The organism is Synechococcus sp. WH 5701 (assembly GCF_000153045.1).
Lineage (GTDB): Bacteria > Cyanobacteriota > Cyanobacteriia > PCC-6307 > Cyanobiaceae > Regnicoccus_A > Regnicoccus_A antarcticus.
The window spans coordinates 639499-657648 of sequence record NZ_CH724160.1 but is presented as its reverse complement, the minus strand read 5'-3'; the positions used below and the strand labels follow the sequence as shown (position 1 = coordinate 657648).

The 18150-nt window shown below is 68.7% G+C and carries 21 protein-coding genes, 1 tRNA gene and 1 pseudogene; 14 read left to right on the top strand and 9 right to left on the bottom strand.

Going from position 1 to position 18150, the window contains the following annotated elements; all coding sequences use genetic code 11:
* Positions 1 to 81 precede the first annotated feature (81 nt).
* Together WH5701_RS13265 and arfB are read left to right on the top strand one after the other, a co-directional pair.
* On the top strand, positions 82 to 825 hold the full coding sequence (locus WH5701_RS13265; protein ID WP_006172990.1) for a carbonic anhydrase: 744 nt from the start codon (positions 82 to 84) through the stop codon (positions 823 to 825).
* A gap of 18 nt (positions 826 to 843) precedes the next feature.
* Entirely contained in the window at positions 844 to 1278 is a 435-nt protein-coding gene (gene arfB, locus WH5701_RS13260; RefSeq protein WP_006172989.1) for an alternative ribosome rescue aminoacyl-tRNA hydrolase ArfB, read from the top strand.
* 18 nt (positions 1279 to 1296) lie between these two features.
* On the opposite strand, the gene mazG is transcribed toward arfB, so the two are convergent.
* Positions 1297 to 2238, bottom strand: a complete 942-nt coding sequence (gene mazG / locus WH5701_RS13255) for a nucleoside triphosphate pyrophosphohydrolase (RefSeq protein ID WP_006172988.1) — start codon at positions 2236 to 2238, stop codon at positions 1297 to 1299.
* A gap of 12 nt (positions 2239 to 2250) precedes the next feature.
* Positions 2251 to 2754, bottom strand: a complete 504-nt coding sequence (locus tag WH5701_RS13250) for a metal-binding protein (RefSeq protein ID WP_006172987.1) — start codon at positions 2752 to 2754, stop codon at positions 2251 to 2253.
* Between the two features lie 41 nt (positions 2755 to 2795).
* On the opposite strand from WH5701_RS13250, the gene WH5701_RS13245 reads away from it, so the two are divergent.
* Positions 2796 to 2867: transfer RNA gene (locus WH5701_RS13245), tRNA-Val, on the top strand.
* Between the two features lie 71 nt (positions 2868 to 2938).
* Positions 2939 to 3358, top strand: coding sequence for a nuclear transport factor 2 family protein (locus tag WH5701_RS13240; RefSeq protein ID WP_037981509.1), 420 nt, complete (start codon positions 2939 to 2941; stop codon positions 3356 to 3358).
* A 631-nt stretch (positions 3359 to 3989) separates the two neighbouring features.
* Here the strand turns inward: WH5701_RS13240 and WH5701_RS13235 are convergent.
* Together WH5701_RS13235 and WH5701_RS13230 are read right to left on the bottom strand one after the other, a co-directional pair.
* On the bottom strand, positions 3990 to 4880 hold the full coding sequence (locus tag WH5701_RS13235) for a bile acid:sodium symporter family protein (protein WP_006172985.1): 891 nt from the start codon (positions 4878 to 4880) through the stop codon (positions 3990 to 3992).
* 481 nt (positions 4881 to 5361) lie between these two features.
* Positions 5362 to 5787: a thiol-disulfide oxidoreductase DCC family protein gene (locus WH5701_RS13230; protein ID WP_006172984.1), complete on the bottom strand. Its 426-nt coding sequence runs from the start codon at positions 5785 to 5787 to the stop codon at positions 5362 to 5364.
* A gap of 181 nt (positions 5788 to 5968) precedes the next feature.
* On the opposite strand from WH5701_RS13230, the pseudogene WH5701_RS18825 reads away from it, so the two are divergent.
* Both WH5701_RS18825 and WH5701_RS18475 read left to right on the top strand, forming a co-directional pair.
* Positions 5969 to 6085, top strand: a pseudogene (locus tag WH5701_RS18825) (thiol methyltransferase); the annotation flags it as partial.
* A gap of 101 nt (positions 6086 to 6186) precedes the next feature.
* Positions 6187 to 6327 carry a hypothetical protein gene (locus tag WH5701_RS18475; protein WP_006172982.1) on the top strand — a complete coding sequence of 47 codons (141 nt, stop codon included), beginning with the start codon at positions 6187 to 6189 and terminating at the stop codon, positions 6325 to 6327.
* Between the two features lie 186 nt (positions 6328 to 6513).
* On the opposite strand, the gene WH5701_RS13225 is transcribed toward WH5701_RS18475, so the two are convergent.
* The gene (locus tag WH5701_RS13225; RefSeq protein WP_006172981.1) at positions 6514 to 6882 is read right to left on the bottom strand and encodes an AbrB family transcriptional regulator; all 369 of its coding nucleotides are present in this window, start codon (positions 6880 to 6882) and stop codon (positions 6514 to 6516) included.
* Positions 6883 to 7220: 338 nt separating this feature from the next.
* Between WH5701_RS13225 and WH5701_RS13220 the strand changes: the two genes are divergently transcribed.
* The 7 genes from WH5701_RS13220 to WH5701_RS15855 are packed head-to-tail and all read left to right on the top strand — an operon-like array spanning position 7221 to position 12260.
* Positions 7221 to 8099 carry a GNAT family N-acetyltransferase gene (locus WH5701_RS13220; RefSeq protein ID WP_006172980.1) on the top strand — a complete coding sequence of 293 codons (879 nt, stop codon included), beginning with the start codon at positions 7221 to 7223 and terminating at the stop codon, positions 8097 to 8099.
* A gap of 27 nt (positions 8100 to 8126) precedes the next feature.
* Complete coding sequence (locus tag WH5701_RS13215; protein WP_006172979.1) at positions 8127 to 8750, top strand: ABC transporter permease; 624 nt, start codon at positions 8127 to 8129, stop codon at positions 8748 to 8750.
* Positions 8747 to 9619: an MlaD family protein gene (locus WH5701_RS13210; protein ID WP_006172978.1), complete on the top strand. Its 873-nt coding sequence runs from the start codon at positions 8747 to 8749 to the stop codon at positions 9617 to 9619. The genes WH5701_RS13215 and WH5701_RS13210 overlap by 4 nt, the downstream gene beginning before the upstream one ends.
* Positions 9616 to 10527, top strand: coding sequence for an ion channel (locus WH5701_RS13205; RefSeq protein ID WP_006172977.1), 912 nt, complete (start codon positions 9616 to 9618; stop codon positions 10525 to 10527). Before WH5701_RS13210 ends, WH5701_RS13205 begins: the two co-directional genes overlap by 4 nt.
* On the top strand, positions 10490 to 10924 hold the full coding sequence (locus tag WH5701_RS13200) for a DCC1-like thiol-disulfide oxidoreductase family protein (protein WP_006172976.1): 435 nt from the start codon (positions 10490 to 10492) through the stop codon (positions 10922 to 10924). The genes WH5701_RS13205 and WH5701_RS13200 overlap by 38 nt, the downstream gene beginning before the upstream one ends.
* A 19-nt stretch (positions 10925 to 10943) precedes the next feature.
* The gene (locus WH5701_RS13195; protein ID WP_006172975.1) at positions 10944 to 11393 is read left to right on the top strand and encodes a hypothetical protein; all 450 of its coding nucleotides are present in this window, start codon (positions 10944 to 10946) and stop codon (positions 11391 to 11393) included.
* A gap of 24 nt (positions 11394 to 11417) precedes the next feature.
* Entirely contained in the window at positions 11418 to 12260 is an 843-nt protein-coding gene (locus WH5701_RS15855; RefSeq protein WP_006172974.1) for a gamma-glutamylcyclotransferase, read from the top strand.
* On the opposite strand, the gene WH5701_RS13185 is transcribed toward WH5701_RS15855, so the two are convergent.
* Genes WH5701_RS13185 through WH5701_RS13170 form a run of 4 tightly spaced genes read right to left on the bottom strand, consistent with a single transcriptional unit; the run spans position 12257 to position 16204 of the window.
* A complete protein-coding gene (locus WH5701_RS13185; protein ID WP_006172973.1) occupies positions 12257 to 13252 on the bottom strand; it encodes an ABC transporter ATP-binding protein in 996 nt (331 codons plus the stop codon). The genes WH5701_RS15855 and WH5701_RS13185 overlap by 4 nt on opposite strands.
* Positions 13249 to 14058, bottom strand: coding sequence for a carbohydrate ABC transporter permease (locus WH5701_RS13180; protein ID WP_006172972.1), 810 nt, complete (start codon positions 14056 to 14058; stop codon positions 13249 to 13251). The genes WH5701_RS13185 and WH5701_RS13180 overlap by 4 nt, the downstream gene beginning before the upstream one ends.
* A complete protein-coding gene (locus tag WH5701_RS13175; protein ID WP_006172971.1) occupies positions 14058 to 14915 on the bottom strand; it encodes a carbohydrate ABC transporter permease in 858 nt (285 codons plus the stop codon). The genes WH5701_RS13180 and WH5701_RS13175 overlap by 1 nt, the downstream gene beginning before the upstream one ends.
* Positions 14912 to 16204, bottom strand: a complete 1293-nt coding sequence (locus WH5701_RS13170) for an ABC transporter substrate-binding protein (RefSeq protein ID WP_006172970.1) — start codon at positions 16202 to 16204, stop codon at positions 14912 to 14914. Before WH5701_RS13170 ends, WH5701_RS13175 begins: the two co-directional genes overlap by 4 nt.
* Positions 16205 to 16464: 260 nt before the next feature.
* Between WH5701_RS13170 and WH5701_RS13165 the strand changes: the two genes are divergently transcribed.
* Complete coding sequence (locus tag WH5701_RS13165; RefSeq protein ID WP_050751555.1) at positions 16465 to 18099, top strand: glutamate synthase-related protein; 1635 nt, start codon at positions 16465 to 16467, stop codon at positions 18097 to 18099.
* Positions 18100 to 18150 lie beyond the last annotated feature (51 nt).

Genomic DNA, 18150 nt, shown 5'->3' with positions numbered 1-18150 from the left:
GAGCCGCCCTAGCTAAGCCTCCAGAGGAGCACCCTGTCACCCAGACGTCCCTGGGCCCGCACCATCGAGGAACCTGAGCCGATGACGCTTTCCAGACGGGAATGGCTGCAGCGCGCGGGCCTGGCAGCCGGAGCCCTGGCCCTGCCGGAGCTGAGTCCAGCCCGGGCGGAGGCCGGCCCGCTCACCCCTGAGCTTGAGCACAGCCTCACGGCATGCTCGCCCCACGACGATCCGCTCGGCAGCCTGCTGCGCCGCAATGGTCAGTTCAGCCGCGCCTGGCAGGCCGCCGCCAGGGCCGGCAGCCCCCAGGAGCGCACCGCGCTGATGAATACCCTCTGGCAGAGCAGTTGTCAGGTGGACCCCAGCGCCATGGCCAGCGGCCAGCGGCCCTGGGCGGCCCTGCTGAGCTGCGCTGATTCCCGGGTGTCTCCGGAGTGGATCTTCGTGTCGGGATCCGGGGAACTGTTCGATGTGCGCTGCGCGGGCAACACCGCCTTCGACGACGGCGTCGCCTCGCTGGAGTACGCGGTGGCGGAGCTGGCGGTGCCCCTGATCCTGGTGATGGGCCACAGCGGCTGCGGCGCCGTCACCGCCGCCCTGGCCGAGGCACCGCTCACCCCGCTGCTGGAGCACCTGGTCACGCCGATCCGGGCGGCGCTGGTGCCGGGCGACGACCTCAGCCTGGCGATCCGCCACAACGCCTGCCACTCCGCCCAGGAGCTGAGCCGGCGCAGCGCCCTCCTGCGGGAAGCGGTGAGCGCCGGGCGGCTGAAGATCCAGCCCGCCTGCTTCGACATCGCCAGCGGCGCGGTCTCGCTGCTGTGAGTCACCCAGGGGCGATCGATGCCTGACCTGCCTCTGAACGAGCAGCTGGTGATCCCGGCGGCCGAGCTGAGCTGGCGCTTCTCCCGCTCCTCGGGGCCGGGCGGCCAGGGGGTGAACACCACCGATTCACGGGTGGAGCTGGTGTTCGATCTGGCGGCCACCACGGCGCTGCCGCCCCTGCTCAAGGCTCGGGCCCTGCGGCGGCTGGAGGGGCGCCTGCTGGATGGCGCGCTGCTGCTCACGGCGTCGGAGCACCGCTCCCAGTGGCAGAACCGCCAGGCCGCCCTGCGGCGGCTGGCGGAGCTGCTGCGCTCCGCCATCGAACCTCCACCACCGCCCCGCCGGCGCACCAAGCCCACCCGGGGGTCGGTGGAACGGCGCCTGAGTGCCAAGAAGCAACGGGGGGCGATCAAGGGCCAGCGCCGCTCGCGGCCCCCGCTGCCCGACGACTGAACCGCTGGAGCGGGCGGCTCAGGCCAAGGCGTTCCGGCCTTCGGTCTCGACGCGGATCTGGGCCTTGGCCTGCTGCCAGAGGGCCTCCAGCTCAGCGAGGCTCTGGCCCTGAAGGGTCCCGCCAAGGGCCGCCTCCACGCGGGAGAAGCGATCCAGGAAGCGGCGGTTGGTGCCCGCCAGGCCGGCCTCCGGATCAAGGCCACACCAGCGGGCCACGTTCACCAGGGTGAAGAGCACATCCCCCAGCTCCTCCTGGGCGTGGACCTTGTCGCCGCTGGCCACAGCCTGCTTGAGCTCATCGAGCTCCTCGTGCACCTTCTCCCACACCCCTTCGATCGACTCCCACTCGAAACCGGCGGCGGCGGCCTTGCGCGAGATGGTCATGGCACCGGCCAGGGCGGGCTGGCCCCGCACCTTGCCGGCCAGGCGATCGCTGAGAGGGCTGCTGGACGGTTCGCCCTGGTCTGCGGAAGTGGTTCCGTCGGCGCTGGCTGTCTCCCTGGCGCTGGCTTCGCCGGCCTTGATGGCCTCCCAGCTGACCTTCACTGCGGCGCTGTCGCCGGCCAGCCCCCGGTTGGCGGTGGTGGCCGGCGCCGCAAACACATGGGGATGGCGGCGCACCAGCTTGTCGTGAAGGCCACGGCTGATCGCAGTGAGATCGAAGCGGCCCGCCTCGCTGGCGATCTGGGCATGCAGCAGCACCTGCAGCAGCAGATCACCCAGTTCCTCCGCCAGATGCGGGTCGTCGCCATGGCGAATGGCGTCGGCCACCTCATGGGCCTCCTCCAGCACATAGGGCACCAGGGAGGCATGGGTCTGCTCGAGGTCCCAGGGGCAGCCGGCTTGCGGATCGCGCAGCTGCGCCACCACGGCGATCAGCCCGGCGAGGGCCTCCAGGGTGGGTCCCGGGGCAGCGGAATCGAAGCGGGAATCGGGGCCGATCACGGGCCGCTGGGCCACAGGACCACCGTCCTAACGCCGTTTCCGCTTCCGCCGCAGCAACCGGGGCTGGCGCGGCAGCGGGTCACCGTCCTGGAGCAGATGCAGCCAGCTGCTGGCCTCCACCCCCACCAGCGCAGCCAGCAGCAGGGGCCGCTGCTGCTCCCAGAGCCCTCGCCCCGCCTGGAGCAACCGCCCGGGGCCCGGGACTCCCAGGGGCGACAGCAGCACACTCAGCGCCAGCACCAACACCGCCAGGTAAGCCAGCCGGAACGCAGAACCCAGCAGTGGACTATGGGAGAGCAAGGAGCGGTGGCGCAGCCCGCGGCGGTAGGGCCACCAGAGCAGAGCGAGCGGGCCCCAGCGCCGGCTGGGGTTGGAGCGGGTGTCGAGGTCGGGGGAGAGCCAGAGGCCACCCGCCAGGAAGCCGCCGGCTGCGCTGGCCACCCCCGCCAGCCCCAGCCACGGCCACCACAGCAGCCCGAAGGGCAGGCTCAGCAGCCAGGTGGCACGGTCATGGCTGCGGCCACTGGCCATGGCGGGGGCAGGCTGCTGGTGTGGGGGCAGAATGCCTGTAAGCGCGATTAGCTCAGCGGTAGAGCGCCTGCCTTACAAGCAGGATGTCGCTGGTTCGAACCCGGCATCGCGCATCCGCACCACATGGTGCAGTCCACCGTGGCTGAGCGTGGCCGCTGGAATGGATGCTTTCACCACCATCGCCATGGATGACACCAGCCTGCGGGCCCTGTTCACCAAGCCGTACGGCACTCCGCCCCCGGGAGAAGAACAGTGGCGCGCCGTCTATGCCGAAGACGTGCATTTTCAGGACCCCACCCAGGAGCGCCATGGGCTTGCGGCCTACATCGAGGCACAGGAGGGCCTGGTGAAACGCTGCGATGACGTGTCTCTGAAGCCGGGGGCGATCGCGATCGACGGCAGGACAGCCTTCATTGAGTGGGAGATGGGGCTGAAGATCAAGGGCATCGAGTTCATCTACCCCGGCACGACCCGATTGCTGATCAACGAAGCAGGCAAGATCGTCGACCACCGCGACTACTTCGACTTCGTGGGGCCGACCTTTTCACCGGTTCCTGTCGTGGGGGGGTTTGTGCGCTGGCTGTACAAGCGCTTCGTTGACTGAGGGAGAGCGAGCTGCAGGGACAATCCACCTGCCTGGGGGCGAATCTATGCAACAAACGCCATCCATCTCAGTCGGCCCAATCCTTGAATAACGACTTGCTACGTCTATTCCTTTCTGAAATGAAACTCTCGCAGGCAAAACATTCGACGCCCCAAGCATGACAAGGACTTGCTACGGATTTGGCATTCTGATTTCCCTGGCAACCTTGCAGCCAGCAGTTTGGTCCAAGCCATTCCAGCCTGATGCGGAATCTGATTTCTAGAAGCAGACGAGAGAGGGACTACTGACCACCGGAGAGTTGACGAAAACTCGATGGGTATTTGTGGAAGGGATGACCAGCTCAGAGCTTGACGCAGCCGAGTACCTGGCTGACTCGGTCCGCCAGGGTGAAACAGTTGGATTCCAGGCTGCAGTACTCGTTCACAGAGGAGGAGCGAAGAGTGGCTGGCGTGTGCGCGAGTTGCCGATGCGAGCGCTTTGCGCAGAGGGGCGGCTGGAACGGCAGGGCCTGGATGGCGGTTGGCAGCCATACCAGGGGCGCGGCCCCCAGGCCAGAACAATGGCGTGGATCTGTGGACTGCCCCCCAGGAAAGTTCAACCAAGGCCGTGCGGGCTGGCACGGCAGGAGCCGTTACGGCTCGATCACAGACGGATCAGCCGTGGGCTGGATCGAACGCCGCCAAACCAGGTAGGGAAGGATGGTGACCATCATCAGCACCCCGTAGACCGCCGAAGGAAGGCTATAGGCCGACAGCCCCCCTCCCGACCTGGAGGCCTGCACCAACAGGGCTCCCACCGCGATGCCCACCGTGCCGTTCTGGAAGCCGCTTTCGATGGCAACACAGCTCACCTGGCTGGCCGGAAGGCGAAAGATCTGGGCCACGGCTGTCCCGATGGCCAGCATCCCCACGTTGAGCACCAGCAACACTGGCCCAAGGGAAGTGAGGTTATCGATCAACGTCTGCCATTCACTGAGGATCGTGATCGCCAGAATGAGAAAGAACAGGGCCGTGGCCATCCGTTCGCAGGGACGCTCCCAGCGCTGGGCCAGCGCCTGCCTCCGCTGTCGCAGGTACACACCCACCAGCACAGGCAGAGTTGTCATCACGAACATCTTCAGGCCTAGTCCAGTGATGCTCACGGTTGGGAGGGCCGTCCCCATCAGGGCTCGCCCCCCCACAGTCAGGATCAGGGGCAGAGTGATGGTGGTGATCAGGCTTGCGAGGGCTGTGAAGGAGATTGAAAGTGCCACGTCACCTCGCGCCAGACGGGTCATCACGTTTGAAGTGATACCCCCTGGACAGCAGGCCAGCACAAGTACCCCCACGCCCAGTTCTCCTGGAAGGCTGAACAAACGGATCAGCAGAAAGGCAACCAGCGGCAGCAGCACGACCTGGCAAAGCACACCCGCCAGCAGAGGATGGGGCCGGCGCAGCGAAAAGCCGAAGTCGGCTGGAGTCAGGGAAATCCCCAGGGAAAGCATGATGAAGGCAAGCGCCAGGGGAAGGGCAACTGTGAACATGCCAGCGATCGACGTACTGGCATTCTGAGTTGACGGGGGAGTCCAATGAGTTGTCGGGTTGACGCCAGGCAGCCGCCCACCGGATCCGTGCAGCTGGCGGAATCCGCGCTGCGCCCCGTGACCTGCATCGTGGCTCCCGCTTCGCCGAGGCCCAAGGCGATCCCAAGGCCGATGCACCGGGTGGCCCCTGCCACCAGCTCATCGTCCCATCACCACGGTGACCTGGACATTGGACAGCGCCGTTGCCCGAGCCGAGCTCTGCCAGTACCGAGCTCTTCGACGTCACGGGCATTCCCACCTCTCCAGGACTCTCCCCAGCTCGGCTCAACACCCCCTCACCGCGTGATCAATGGGGTAGCCAACTCGGCTGTCTTCCCATTGAGCGCCACTGGCCACAGGATCCCTGGCCAGCTCTGCCCTGGGTTCGCCGCAACCTCAATGGATCGGGTTGCCCAGGCCGCGGGGGTGTCAAAGGCCACGATCAGCGGGCAGCAACGGTGGTTCGGCAGGCGACACCCTCCCGCCCGGCGCAGAGGGTGTCGAGATCGGGGCGACCGGTGATGCGCAGCCGTAGACGCGCCCAGAGTCGATAGACCACCTGGGCCAGGGAGCCGATCACGGGCCAGTCGATTGGGGCGTAGATCCAACCGAGCCCCACCTGGCGGTAGGCCTCCTGAAACACCGCCAGATCGCGCAGCACGCGGCCATCGGCGGTGATCCCATGAACGCGGCCCATCGCCTCGCGATAGCTGATCCCCTGGAAGGCGGCAGGGTCATAGAGGGGATCATCAATATCGACGAAGCGAATCGCTCCGCGGTCACCATCGCGGTGGCTGAGAATCTCCACCTCACGCCTGCAGAGTGGACAGGCTCCGTCGTAGAGAAGGGTGAGTTCTGGTGCGGTCATCCATTGACCTTAAGGCCGAAACTTGCCTGCGGCGGCTCGATTCTGGGCTCGTCCAACACCGGATTACCGCCCATCCCCCCAAGGCCGTTTTCACCGGATCTGGCCCATGACGACGCGAGACATTGACCTGACGCCGAAGGCCTGGGATGAGCGCCACCTGCAGGGTCGTGATGGATGAGACCTGGACCAGGCCGCTCCGCCTCTACAGCATTTTCTCCACGAGCATCCTCTGGCACCCCAGCCTCCGGGCCGGTTGCTGATGCCCGATTGCGGCCGCGGCCATGAAGCGCGGCTGTTGGCGGAGCGCGACTTCTCGATGACAGGGATCGACATCAGCACTGAAGCGCTGCGCGAGGCCCGCAAACTGGATCAGCCCGGCGCGGAGCCTATGCCAGGAGCATGGGGGAACTGGTGGCCCCGGGAGGCTGGTTTCTGGGACTGCTCTGGTGCCACTCCCGCAGCGGCGGTCCACCATTCGGCTCTCAACCTGAGCAGGTGAGCCAGCTGCTGGAGGGCGCCGGCTTTGAGGCCGAGGTGTGAGGGCCCGCTCAAGGCGGGCTGCCCAGCCGGGATAACGAATGGCTCGGTCTCTGGCGGCGGAGAGGCTGAGCGCACGGAGGAGAGGCCCTGCAGCCCTCGATTGAAGGCTGCAGTCCTCAGCGAACTGATGGCAGGGGCCAAACCCCTTCTGCGGCAAGGCGATGGCTCACCGCCGCGCTCAGCGGATCACTCGTCTTCGTCGTCGCCCCCGACAGGGACGAGGCGGATCTGCTTGCGGCCAAGCTTGATCTGGAACTCATCGCCGGGCTTGAGGTCGATCAGGGCGGTGTAGGCCTTGCCGATCAGCAGGTTGCCGTTGAACTGAACCTTGGTGACGTAGCTGAGCTTGCGGCCACTCTTGCCGGCACCGCCGCCACCGCCGACGCCGAGGCTGACACCCTTGGCCTCCAGGAGCGCTTCGTAGAAGGCGGTGAAGTTGAGCCGCTCACTGCCGTCTTTCTTGGAACTCACGTAGCCGCAGCTGCGCACCAGGTCGGATTTGGAGGCATCACCCATCTCCTTCACCTTGGCGAGCAGGTCAGGTCCGGTGAGCATGACGTTTGTTTCTTGGAACGATCGAATGATAGCAATCGAACAGATGCTCTGACCAGCAAACAGCCCCCAGTTCAGGCCAACAACCCCTGCAAACTGATGACCGAATGCAAGCCGCAAGCCGCTTGACGGAAGGCCACATCATCCCCATGGTTTTCCCGGGGCGGGCTCACCACCGCCATGGATCTTCAAGTCGGAGCGACTCACCAGCCCCTCAGCCATCTGCCTGGAGGCCATCACCAGCCCCAGACCTGAGCACAACGAATCGGTCAGGATGTCGGTGATCGGGCATCCCAGGGGTCGCCGCGTTGGTCGCCAGTCCTGTTTTCACGATCCGGCCGATGGCCGAATCACACCTGCCCCTGGTGACGGAATGGGCCCGGCAGGAGGGCTTCTGCCCCGGACTGGGCGATGCCGGTGTGTACCGCCAGACCGATGCCGCCGGTCTCTGGGTGGGGGTCCTGGGCGAGGAGCCGGTGGGATGTGTGGCGGGAATTCGTTACGACGAGCACTATGGATTCATCGGCCTGTTCCTTGTGCGACCGGCCTTCCGCGGACGGGGCTACGGGGTGGCGCTCTGGCGCCAGGCCCTCGCGCATCTCGATGGGGTGGCCTGCATCGGTCTGGAGGCGGCGCCCGAGCGACTGACCGACTACAGCCACTGGGGCTTCAAGGCGGCCTACGACACCCTGCGTTGGCGTCTTCCATCCGCCAGCCGCACCCGCTGCAGCGGAGGTCAGCTGCCACCGGGCTATGCCGTGTTGGCTGCGGCGCAGCTGGGCGCGGATGCCGGCAACAACGAGCTGGTGCTGACCTACGACGCCCGCCATGAAGCCACGCCGCGCCCCCACTTCCTGGGGGAATGGCTGCGGCAGGGCAGCGGCACCGTGGAGCTGGTGCGCGATGACCTGGGTTGCTGCCGCGGCTTCGGGCGGATCAGGCCCTGCCTGCTCCCCGATGACACCGGCGCCGTGGGCTGGCGGCTGGGCCCCCTGCTCGCGGATGCTCCGCTGCTCGCCGGCGCCTTGCTCGATCAGCTTTGTTCAGAGCGGAGCGGACCGGTGCTGATCGATGCCCCCGAAGCCAATCCCAGGGCCCATCGCCTGCTGGAGCAGCGCGGATTCCAGGTCGCCGGGCGCACCGTGCGCATGTACCGGGGAACCCCTCCTGAGCTGCCACTGCAGGACATCTACGGACTGGCCTGCCTGGAGCTGGGCTGAGACAACCCTGGTTAACCTGGACTCCACATGCTGGAGATGGTGGAGCGGATCCGACGCGAACTGCTCGCCTCCGTCCCCCTGACCCTGGTGCTGGCCGCCGCACTGGGCGTGGGTCTGATTCACCTGCTGGTCGACCTCCTCGACCAGCGCGCCGCCCTCAGCCTGGAAGCCTTGATGGTGGCGCTGGTCCATCTCGTGGCACCCCTCGCCGTCACCCTGCTGTGGATCTGCTGCTGCGCCCCCCTGCGGGTGGGCGAAGCATCCCGCCCCCACCCCCGTGGAGCCCACTGGGAGCTGGCCTCCGGCATGGCCACCGCTGCGGTCTGCACCACCCTGCTGATCCCCTATTTCCTGGGCGCCGCGATGCTGGCCGGTGCCCTGGCCACCTCGGTGCCCGACCCCCTGAGGCAACTGCCGCCCCTGCTGGCGCTGCTCACCCCCCAGGCGATGGTGAAGGCGACCCTGCACGGGGCCGGCCTGGCTGCGGTGAGCGCGTGGCTTTGCGCCCGGCAGGGCCGCCGCTGCCGCCAGCGGCCCGAAGAGTTGCCGCACCGCATTGCCGCCGCCACGGTGGAGGCCATCCTGGCGATCCTCGCTCTGGAGGCTCTGCTCGCGATCCTGATGCCCCCCAACCTTCCCCCGATCGGATGACTGAACACCCGACCGATCCCCCGGCCCTGGCGGCAGACAGCCGCTGGCGGCTAGGGCTCAGCGAAGGGCTCAGCTGGCTGGTGGTCCTCGGTGCCCTGGTCTTCGGCACCTGGATCGTGGCGGGGGCTCTGCGTCAGCAGGCCTGGCTTGGGTCGAGCTTCGCGCTGCGCTTCCGCACCGACAACGCCACCGGCATCTGGCCTGGCGTGCATGTGACGATCTCCGGCTACCGGGTTGGACGGGTGGAGTCGGTGCAGCTCGGTCCCGATGGCGGCGTGCTGGTCGACCTGCGAATCGCCGAGCGCTACCAGCCGCTGGTCGGCCCCGCCACCAGAGCCACCGTCTACCAGGAAGGATTGATCGGCAGCAGCCTGATCGCCCTGAGCGCCGATCCCGCCAGGGACGGTCAGACCCGACCCCGGACCGACAGGCTGATCCCCTTTGATGCGTCGCCCGACCTGGCCAAGCTGCTGGTGCAGCTGGGGGAGACCCGCCTGGTGCTGAACCGTGCGCTCCAGGGCACCGCCGCCATGGCGGAGCGGGACCTTCCCGGTGCCGTCGCCACCTTCAACGGCACGCTCCGGGATGTGAGCCAGCTCAGCCGGCAGATCGGGCGGGAATCGGGCGCCACCGCGGCCACCGCCAGGGAGACGCTTCAGGAGTTCACGCGCACCGGCCAGCGTCTGGAAACCACCAGCGTGGAAGCCCAGGCAGCCACTGAAGCCGCCCTCCGTCTGATTCGCGACACCCAGCCGGAGATACTCGGCACCCTCAAGGAGATCAGGACTCTGGCCGAGCGGGCCAATCACCTGCTGGGGGTGCCGTCTGCAACTAAGCGCTCTCCTGCCTCCCCGCCTCCAAAGCCATGAATCCCTTCCGTTCCCAGCGGACCCGATCGAGCCGCCTGCGCCCCGTGCGCCTGCTCAAGCTCGATGGCGTCTACCGCGCCGACAACATCGACAGCCTGATCAGCCAGTGGCGGGAGCCCTACCGGCTGATGCTCAAGGTGCCCTGGCCGGGCTTCCTGCTGCTGATCGCCCTGGCCTACCTGGGCACCAACATCGTCTTCGCCCTGCTCTATCTGCTGGATGCCCCCGGCATCGGCGGACTGCCCCAGGGCCAGGTGGCGGGCTTCAGCGACGCCTTCTTCTTCAGCGTTCAGACCCTGGGCTCGATCGGTTACGGCGTCCTCCACCCCGTTTCGCCGCTGGTGAACGGACTGGTCACCCTGCAGGCCTTCGTGAGCCTGGTGTTCACGGCCATGACCACCGGCCTGGTGTTCGCCCGCTTCTCCCGCAGCCGGGCGGAGATCCGCTTCAGCGAAGTGGCCACGGTCCAGCCCTGGGATGGGAGGCCCTGCCTCACCTTCCGCATCGCCAACGTGCACCACAACAATCTGGTCAGCGCGCAGGTGCAGGCCTATCTGGCTATCGATGAACGCAGCGCCGAAGGCGAAACGATGCGCCGCCTGCACCGGCTGGATCTGGTGCGCGGCCAGGCCTTCCTGTTCCAGCTGATGTGGACGGTGATGCACCCGATCGGTCCCGACAGCCCCCTGCATGGCCTGGGCCAGGCCCAGTTGCGTGCCGCCCACGGGGAAGTGCTGGTGGCGTTCGAGGGTGTCGATGAAACGGTGCGCAGCCCGGTGTACAAACGCGCCTCGTACAACAGCAGCCAGATCCGCTTCGACGAAACCTTCGTGGATATCGTCAGAGATGACCAGAGCGAGTTTCGCTGTCTTGATTTCAGCCGCTTCAACGACACCCGCCAGCGCTGAACCCGGCACCATCCAGCTGGTATTCGACGGCGGCTGTCCCTTCTGCAGCGCCTTTGCCGCCATGGGCGAACTGCGCGGGGGTCTGCCTCAGCTGCGGATCATCGATGGCCGCGCCGATCACGCCCTGCGACGGCAGCTCAAAGCACGGGGTTTCGATCTGGCCAGGGGAGCGGTGCTGATCGAGGGAGAGAACTGCTGGCATGGGGCCGAGGCTGTGCAGCGGCTCTGCGCCCAGTTGCGGCCGAGTTCCACCCTGCTGAGCCTGCTCACGGCAGTGTTTGGCGAAGAGGAGCGCAGCCGCAGGCTCTACCCCCTGCTGCTGGCCGCCCGCCGTGGCGCCCTGGCCCTGCGGGGGCTGCCGCTCGATCCGGATGACACCGCCCGGCTTAGCCTCTGACGTCAGCGATCGCGGCGCCATGAGCTATCTGCGCGAGATCATGATCCGGCTGCGGGAGCGCTCCGGAGCCAGCGAATCCGGCCACGAGCCGCTCGCCGTTCCCTACAGCCCCCTGAGCGAGCGGGTGCTCGAGGAGCATCTGCAGACCTACCGCGAGCGCCTGCAGGCCTGCAGCGACGCCATGCTCCCCTACGAATGGGCCTGGCTCGAGGACCATCTCGCCACCCTCCAGCTCTCCAGCGGCCAGGGGGCGATGCAGAAGGTGCTGGGGGGGCCTCAGCGGGTGGCGGATCTGCTGCGCGAGACCCGCTGCTTCCAGGCTGAAGTGCGCGGGGAACTGAGCCGGCGAGGGCTCGAGCACGGCAACCGCACCGCGCCACTGGCCGCTCAGGAGCACGCCTGGGAGCTGAGCAATCCGGCCATCCGCCTGGAGTGGGGCATCGAGCTGGCCGACCCCCTCCCCGGGTGAAGCGAGGCAGCAGCCCAGCGCGCGATGTCCGAGCAGGTGTTTGTCTACGGGAGCCTGAAGCGGGGGGAGCCCAACCACCCCTGGCTCGACGGCAGCCGCTTCCTCGGACGGCGGCGCCTCGTGGGAGCCCGGCTGCACGACCTCGGGCCCTACCCGATGGCGGTGGCCGCCGCCGCCGCTGAGCCGGAACCGGATGAGCCCCGGGCACCACCGGAACCCGCGCTGATCCATGGCGAGCTGTATGCCCTGGAGGCGAGCGGCCTGTCCCGGCTCGATCAGCTTGAAGACGTTCCCCGCGAGTACCGACGCCAGCGCTGGCGGCTGAGCGACGGCAGCCGGGCCTGGCTGTACCTGGGCCGCCACGAGCAGGTGATCGGCCTGCCGCTGGTGCCCTACGGCGACTGGGGGAGCACCCCGGTGTTCAGCTACGGCTCGAACCTCTGCCCCGCCCAGCTGGCGCGGCGCTGCCCCCGCTGGGATGGCAGCGGCCTGGTGGCGCGGCTGGAGGGCTGGCGCTGGGGGATCAACAAGCGGCGGCTGGGCCGCGCCCCGGGGGAAGGCGCCGCTGGGCTCGTGCGCCACAGCGGCGCCCACTGCTGGGGCGTGGTGCACCACCACAGCCCGGATGATCGGGCCGCCCTCGACCACTGCGAAGGTGTGGCGGCCGGTCACTACCGCCATCAGCGGGTCCAGGTGATCACCGGCGCTGGTGAGCGCCTCGACGCCCTCACCTACGTGCCCACTTCCGCCTGGCGCGCCCCGGGGCTGAGCGCCGGCGGCGACTACGCCGCGGCCATCCTGCGGGGAGCCCGCCACTGGGACCTGCCGGAGACCTGGCTGGGCCTGCTGGAGGCGGAGCTGCGCTAGGCCAGCCGCCGGCCGCTGCCGGCCTCAAAGCACAGTTCCCGCGCCACCGGCCAGCCCAACCCCATGGTTTCGCTCACCTCCACCCGGCCATCACAGACCATGCGCCAGCGGCCGTGGGGCGTGTCGAGCTGGAGCAGCTGGCTGGCCCCCTGCCACTCACGCAGCAGAACCCGGGCCGGCAGCCCCCCCTCCGCCACAGGCTCCAGGTGTTCCGGACGGACCGCCCGGATGCGGCCGGCTTCGGCGGGCAGCACATTGATGCGCGGGCGGCCGATGAAGCCGGCCACGAACAGGTTGGCGGGCTCGTCGTAGAGCTCGCGGGGGGTGCCGATCTGCTGCAGCCGTCCCTGGTGCAGCACGGCGATGCGGTCGGCCAGGCCCATGGCCTCCTGCTGATCGTGGGTCACATAAACCACCGGCTGGGGGCCGCCGCAGAGCAGCAGGCGCAGCTCTGCGCGCAGGTCTTCGCGCAACTGGGCATCGAGGTTGCTCATCGGCTCATCGAGCAGAAACAGCCGCGGCTTGCGCACCAGGGCCCGGGCCAGGGCCACCCGCTGGCGCTGGCCGCCTGAGAGCTCCGCCGGCCGGCGCCGGCGCTGGGGCTCCAGTTGCAACAGCTCCAGCACCGAGCTGATCTGCTCCGCGATCCGCCCTCGGGGGAGGCCGCGGAGCTCCATCCCCAGGGAGAGGTTCCGCTCCACCGTGAGGTGGGGGTAGAGGGCATAGCTCTGGAACACCATCCCCACCTCCCTGCGGCTGGGCGGCTGCCGGGTGATGTCGTCGCCATCGAGGCGGATGCGGCCGGCGCTGGGCTGATCGAGCCCGGCGATCAGGCGCAGGGTGGTGGTCTTGCCGCAGCCGCTGGGGCCCAGCAGCGCCAGGCATTCCCCAGGCGCCACGCTGAGGTTGAGGCCGTCGAGCACAAGGTTGCTGCCGACGCGACGCTCCAGCGCCTCAAGCACCAGGCCCTGAGGCCGCTGAACGCTGCTCATTTGACGGCCCCCTGGGTCAGACCCGCCACGATCGGTTTCTGGAAGACCACCACCAGGGCCAGCAGCGGCAGGCTGCCCAGCACGGTGGCCGCCGCGAAGGCGCCATAGGGAACGGTGTACACGGAGGAACCGGCGATGCGGGCGATGGCGATGGGCAGGGTGAGCAGCTCCTGGCGGCTGATCCAGGTGAGAGCGATCGGATATTCGTTCCAGCTGAACAGGAACACCAGCAGCCCGGTGCTGGCGCTGGCGGGGGCGATCAGCGGCAACAGCACCCAGCGCAGCCGCTGCCAGAGGTTGAGGCCCTCCAGCACGGCAGACTCCTCCAGCTCCGGCGGCAGATCCCGGAACGCCGCCCCCAGGAGCAGCACCGCCAGGGGAAGCGAGAGGCCGGCATAGGGCAGGCTCAACGCCAGCAGTTGGTTGGCCAGCCCAAAACGCCGGGCCAGCTCGAGCAGCGCCAGGAAGAGCAGCACATAGGGGAAGACCGCCGCAGCGAGCAGTACACCGCTCAGCACCGCCCGCGTCCTGGCCGGCTGCCGCTGCAATCCATAGGCGCAGGGGATGGCCAGCAGCAGGGTCAGGGCGGTGCTGGCCAGTCCCACCACCGTGCTGTTGAGCAGGAAGCGCCAGAAGGGTGGATCACCCGAGAGGATCTGGCTGTAGTTCTCCAGGGTCCAGCCCGCCAGGCCCGGCTGGGGAGTGATCAGGGCCGAACCCGTGCGCAGGGAGGTGTACAGCTGCCAGAGCAGGGGCAGCAGGCTCCAGAGCAGCACGAGCAGCACGGCCAGGCGACGGAACCGCATCAGGACCTCCCCCCCGCCAGCCAGCGCCGGCCCAGCAGCAGAGCGGCGGTGAGCCCCAGCAACAGCACGAACATCCCCAGCATCACGGTGGCGCTGTAGCCGAAATCGAGAAAACGCATGGCCGAGAGGTAGGAATAGAGAGCCAGGGTTTCGGTGCTCCCTGCCGGCCCTCCGCCGGTGAGGATCTGCACCAGATCGAACACCCCCAGGGCCTGGGCGAGGCGGAACAGCACGGCAAGGAAGGCATAGGGCAACAGCAGCGGCAGGGTGATCTGACGCAGGGCCTGAGCCGACGTGCCGCCCTCGAGGGCGAAGGCCTCGTAGAGGTCGGTGGGGATCGACTGCAGCCCGGCCAGCAACAACAGGGCCACGAAGGGCGTGGTCTTCCAGACATCCGCGAGCACCACCACGAGCCAGGTGCTGGCAGGGCTGCTCAGGAAGGGCAGCGCCGGCAGTCCCAGCGCCTGCACCAGGGCGTTGATCGGTCCGTAGGGATCGTTGAAGATCCAGCGCCAGCCCAAGGCCATCACTGCGGTGGGAAGGGCCCAGGGCAGCAGAGTGATCGTGCGCACCGCCGTGCGGCCACGCCAGCTCTGGTGCAGCAGCAAGGCCAGGGCCAGCCCCAGCAGCAGCTCCAGCGCCACCGACAGCCCAGCGAAACGCAGGGTCTGAACGGTGTCCTGCCAGAAGCGCTCGTCCTCGATCAGGCGCAGCCAGTTGGCGCCGCCGTTGGGCACCGGCTGCAGGCCGGTGATCACTGAGTCGGCGTGGAAGCTGAGCCAGCCGTAACGCAGCAGCGGCACGGCAAAGACCAGCGCCAGCAGCAGCAGGGCGGGCAGGGTGAGCAGCAGGGTCATGACCTCGCCTCCACGCCACTGGCCCCCACGCCGCTGGCCCGCAGCAGCTGGTTGCTGAGGCGCTGGGCCCGCTCCATGCCCTCGGCGGGCTCCCGCTCGCCGGTGATCACCTCGCTGAGCTGCCGCTGCAGGATGTCGCTGAGCTGGGCATAGAGCGGGCTGAGCGGACGCAGCACCGTGGCCTCCAGCGCCCGTCGCAGTTCCGGCAGCACCGGGTTCGCCGCCACCAGCTCCGGGTCCTCGAACAGGGCCGAGAGGGTGGGGGTGTAACCCAGCCGCCTTGCCAGGTCCTTCTGAACCCCCGGTGCCGTGAGGGCGGCGATCACCAGCGCAGCCTCGCGGGGATGGGGGCTCTGGCTCACCAAGGAGAAGCCCCAGCTGCCCTGGGTGGCGGCTGGGCTGCCCCCGGGAGCGGCCACCATCGTGGTCACGCCCACCTTCCCCCTGACCTGGCTGCCGGGTTTCTGCAGCTCGGCCCAGGCGTAGGGCCAGTTGCGCATCAGGGCGGCATCGCCGGCCTCGAAGCTCTGCAGAGCCTCCGGTTCGGCGAAATTGGCCACCGCCCGGGGGGTGATGCCCAGATCAATCAGCTGCCGCAGCCAGGAGGCCGCGGCCACCCCCGCCGGGCTGCCCAGCTCCACTCGATCAGCCGAGGCGGAAAGCCACTGCCCGCCGAAGCCACGCAGCACCTCCAGAAACACGCAGCTCAGTCCCTCGTACTGGCGGCCCTGCCAGACGTAGCCCCAGCGCACCCGGCCAGCCCGCTGCAGTGCGCCGGCGGTGGCCATCAGCTCGTCGGGGGTGCGCGGGGGCGCCGCCATCAGATCGGTGCGCCAGTAGAGCAGACCCATGTCGGCCACCAGTGGGATCCGCCAGAGGTGGCCATCGAAGCGGTTGCCCTCCCTGGCGCCCGGCACCACCCCGGCGAGGGCGTCCTCCCCCAGCAGCGGCTCCAGGGGCGCAAGCCAGCCCGCCGCGGCGTACTTCGGCGTCCAGGTGACATCCATCAGCAGCAGGTCATAGGGGCTGTCCCCCAGCAGCAGGCTGCTGATCGCCAGATCGGAGATGGCCTCGGTCTCGAAGGGCCCCCGGTTCACCCGCAACTCGATGCCCGGGTGGCGGCGGTTGAAGCGCTCCACGATCGGTGCTGTGGCCTCCGCAAACGGCGCCGGCATCAGCGCCGTGACGATCACGGGCTCCTGCCGTTGCGCCCGCAGCCCCCCGGAGACGATCAGACCCACCAGCAGGAGAGCCAGGGCGGCGTATCGCAGGGTGCTGCGCAGCCCCATGCCCATCCTCCGCTGACATCTGGTCGCCGGCAGCCTGATGGCGGTTCGGCGCGTCGGTACTGCCCTCTCAGGCAGGCCTGCGATCACCTTAACGACCAGGTCCCATGGGCCCCAGGCGCAGGCTCACCGGGCAGGCGACGATGGCGTGACACAGGGAAGGTCGGATCGATGTCCGGCTCGGATCTTCGGATCCTGGCTCGGATCCAGGGCCCTCACACTGGGAACAGGCCACCGGCCTTCGAACCTCTGGGAAACCTCCGATGTCTGCACCGACGGTTGCCGCCACGACGCCCATCAGCGTGAACCTGGAGGAGGGAAAGGACTACTTCTATTGCGCCTGCGGCCGCTCATCGGATCAACCGTTCTGCGATGGATCCCACGAGGGCAGCGGCTTCACTCCCCTCGCCTTCGTGGCCGAGAGAGGCGGCAAGGCGCTCCTGTGCCGCTGCAAGCAGACCGCCACGCCCCCCTACTGCGATGGCACCCATACCCGCGTCCCCGCCGATCGGGTGGGCACCACCTTCTCCGTCGACGCTGACGGCGAAGGTGACGGCACTGAAGAAGGTGACGGCAACGATGCGGACCCCGAGGAACCCGACCACCACGGGATGCCTGAGCCCCGGGCCACGGCGGAAGAGCCCAACCTGGAGCTGATCCACCAGCTCGCCGAGCATGGTCTCGATCGCATGGGGGCCGAGGGGCCGGTGGCGGCCATGGGGGTGCCGCGCTCCCTCCTCCCCCTCTGGGACGACATCCAGATCCTCACGGCCCAGCTGGCCCGTCGGCCCCTAGCTGGCGACGCGGCAGTCGGCACGGAGCTGGTGATCGGTCCCCGGGCGCGGCGTCCCCTGCGGCTGGAGATCCCCCTGCTGGTGTCGGACATGAGCTTCGGTGCCCTCTCCGAGGAGGCCAAGCAGGCCCTGGCGACGGGCGCGGAGCGGGCCGGCACGGGCATCTGCTCCGGCGAAGGGGGCATGCTGCCCGAGGAGCAGGCCGCCAATCACCGCTATCTCTACGAGCTCGCGCCGGCGATGTTCGGCTACCGCGAGGAGGTGCTCTCGCAGGTGCAGGCCTTCCATTTCAAGGCCGGCCAGGCCGCCAAGACCGGCACCGGCAGCCATCTGCCCGGCGCCAAGGTCACCGCCCGCATCGCCGAGATCCGCGGCATCCCGGAGGGACAGCCGTCCTGTTCCCCAGCTGTGTTCAGCGATCTCCACAGCCCGGCCGATTTCCGCGCCTTCGGCGATCGGGTGCGGGAGCTCAGCGGCGGCATCCCGGTGGGCATGAAGCTGAGTGCCCAGCACATCGAGCATGATCTCGATTTCGCCCTCGAGGCCGGGGTCGATTACCTGATCCTCGACGGTCGTGGCGGCGGCACCGGCGGGGCTCCGCTGCTCTTCCGCGATCACATCGCCGTGCCCACCATTCCTGCCCTGGCCCGGGCCCGGGCCCATCTCGACCGAAGCGGCGTCGGCGGGCAGGTCACGCTGATCGTCACCGGCGGTCTGCGCACCCCGGCGGACTGCATCAAGGCCCTGGCCCTGGGGGCCGATGGGGTCGCCCTGGCCAATGCCGCGATCCAGGCGATCGGCTGCGTCGGCTCCCGCATCTGCCACACCAACCGCTGCCCGGCCGGGGTGGCCACCCAGGACCCTCAGCTGCGTCGCCGGCTGGAGGTGGAGCATGCCGCCCTGCGGCTGGAGCGCTTCCTGCGAGCGACGGTGGCGCTGATGCAGGTGATGGCGCGGGCTTGCGGGCACGATCACCTGGGCCGACTGCGTCGGGAGGACCTGGCCAGCTGGCATCGGGACCTGGCGGAGCTGGCGGGCATCGCCTGGTCCGGCAGGTCCCGATGCCAGCTGGCCAGGTCCTCCCGACGCAGTCGGCCCAGGTGATCGTGCCGGCAAGCCCGCGCCATCACCTGCATCAGCGCCACCGTCGCTCGC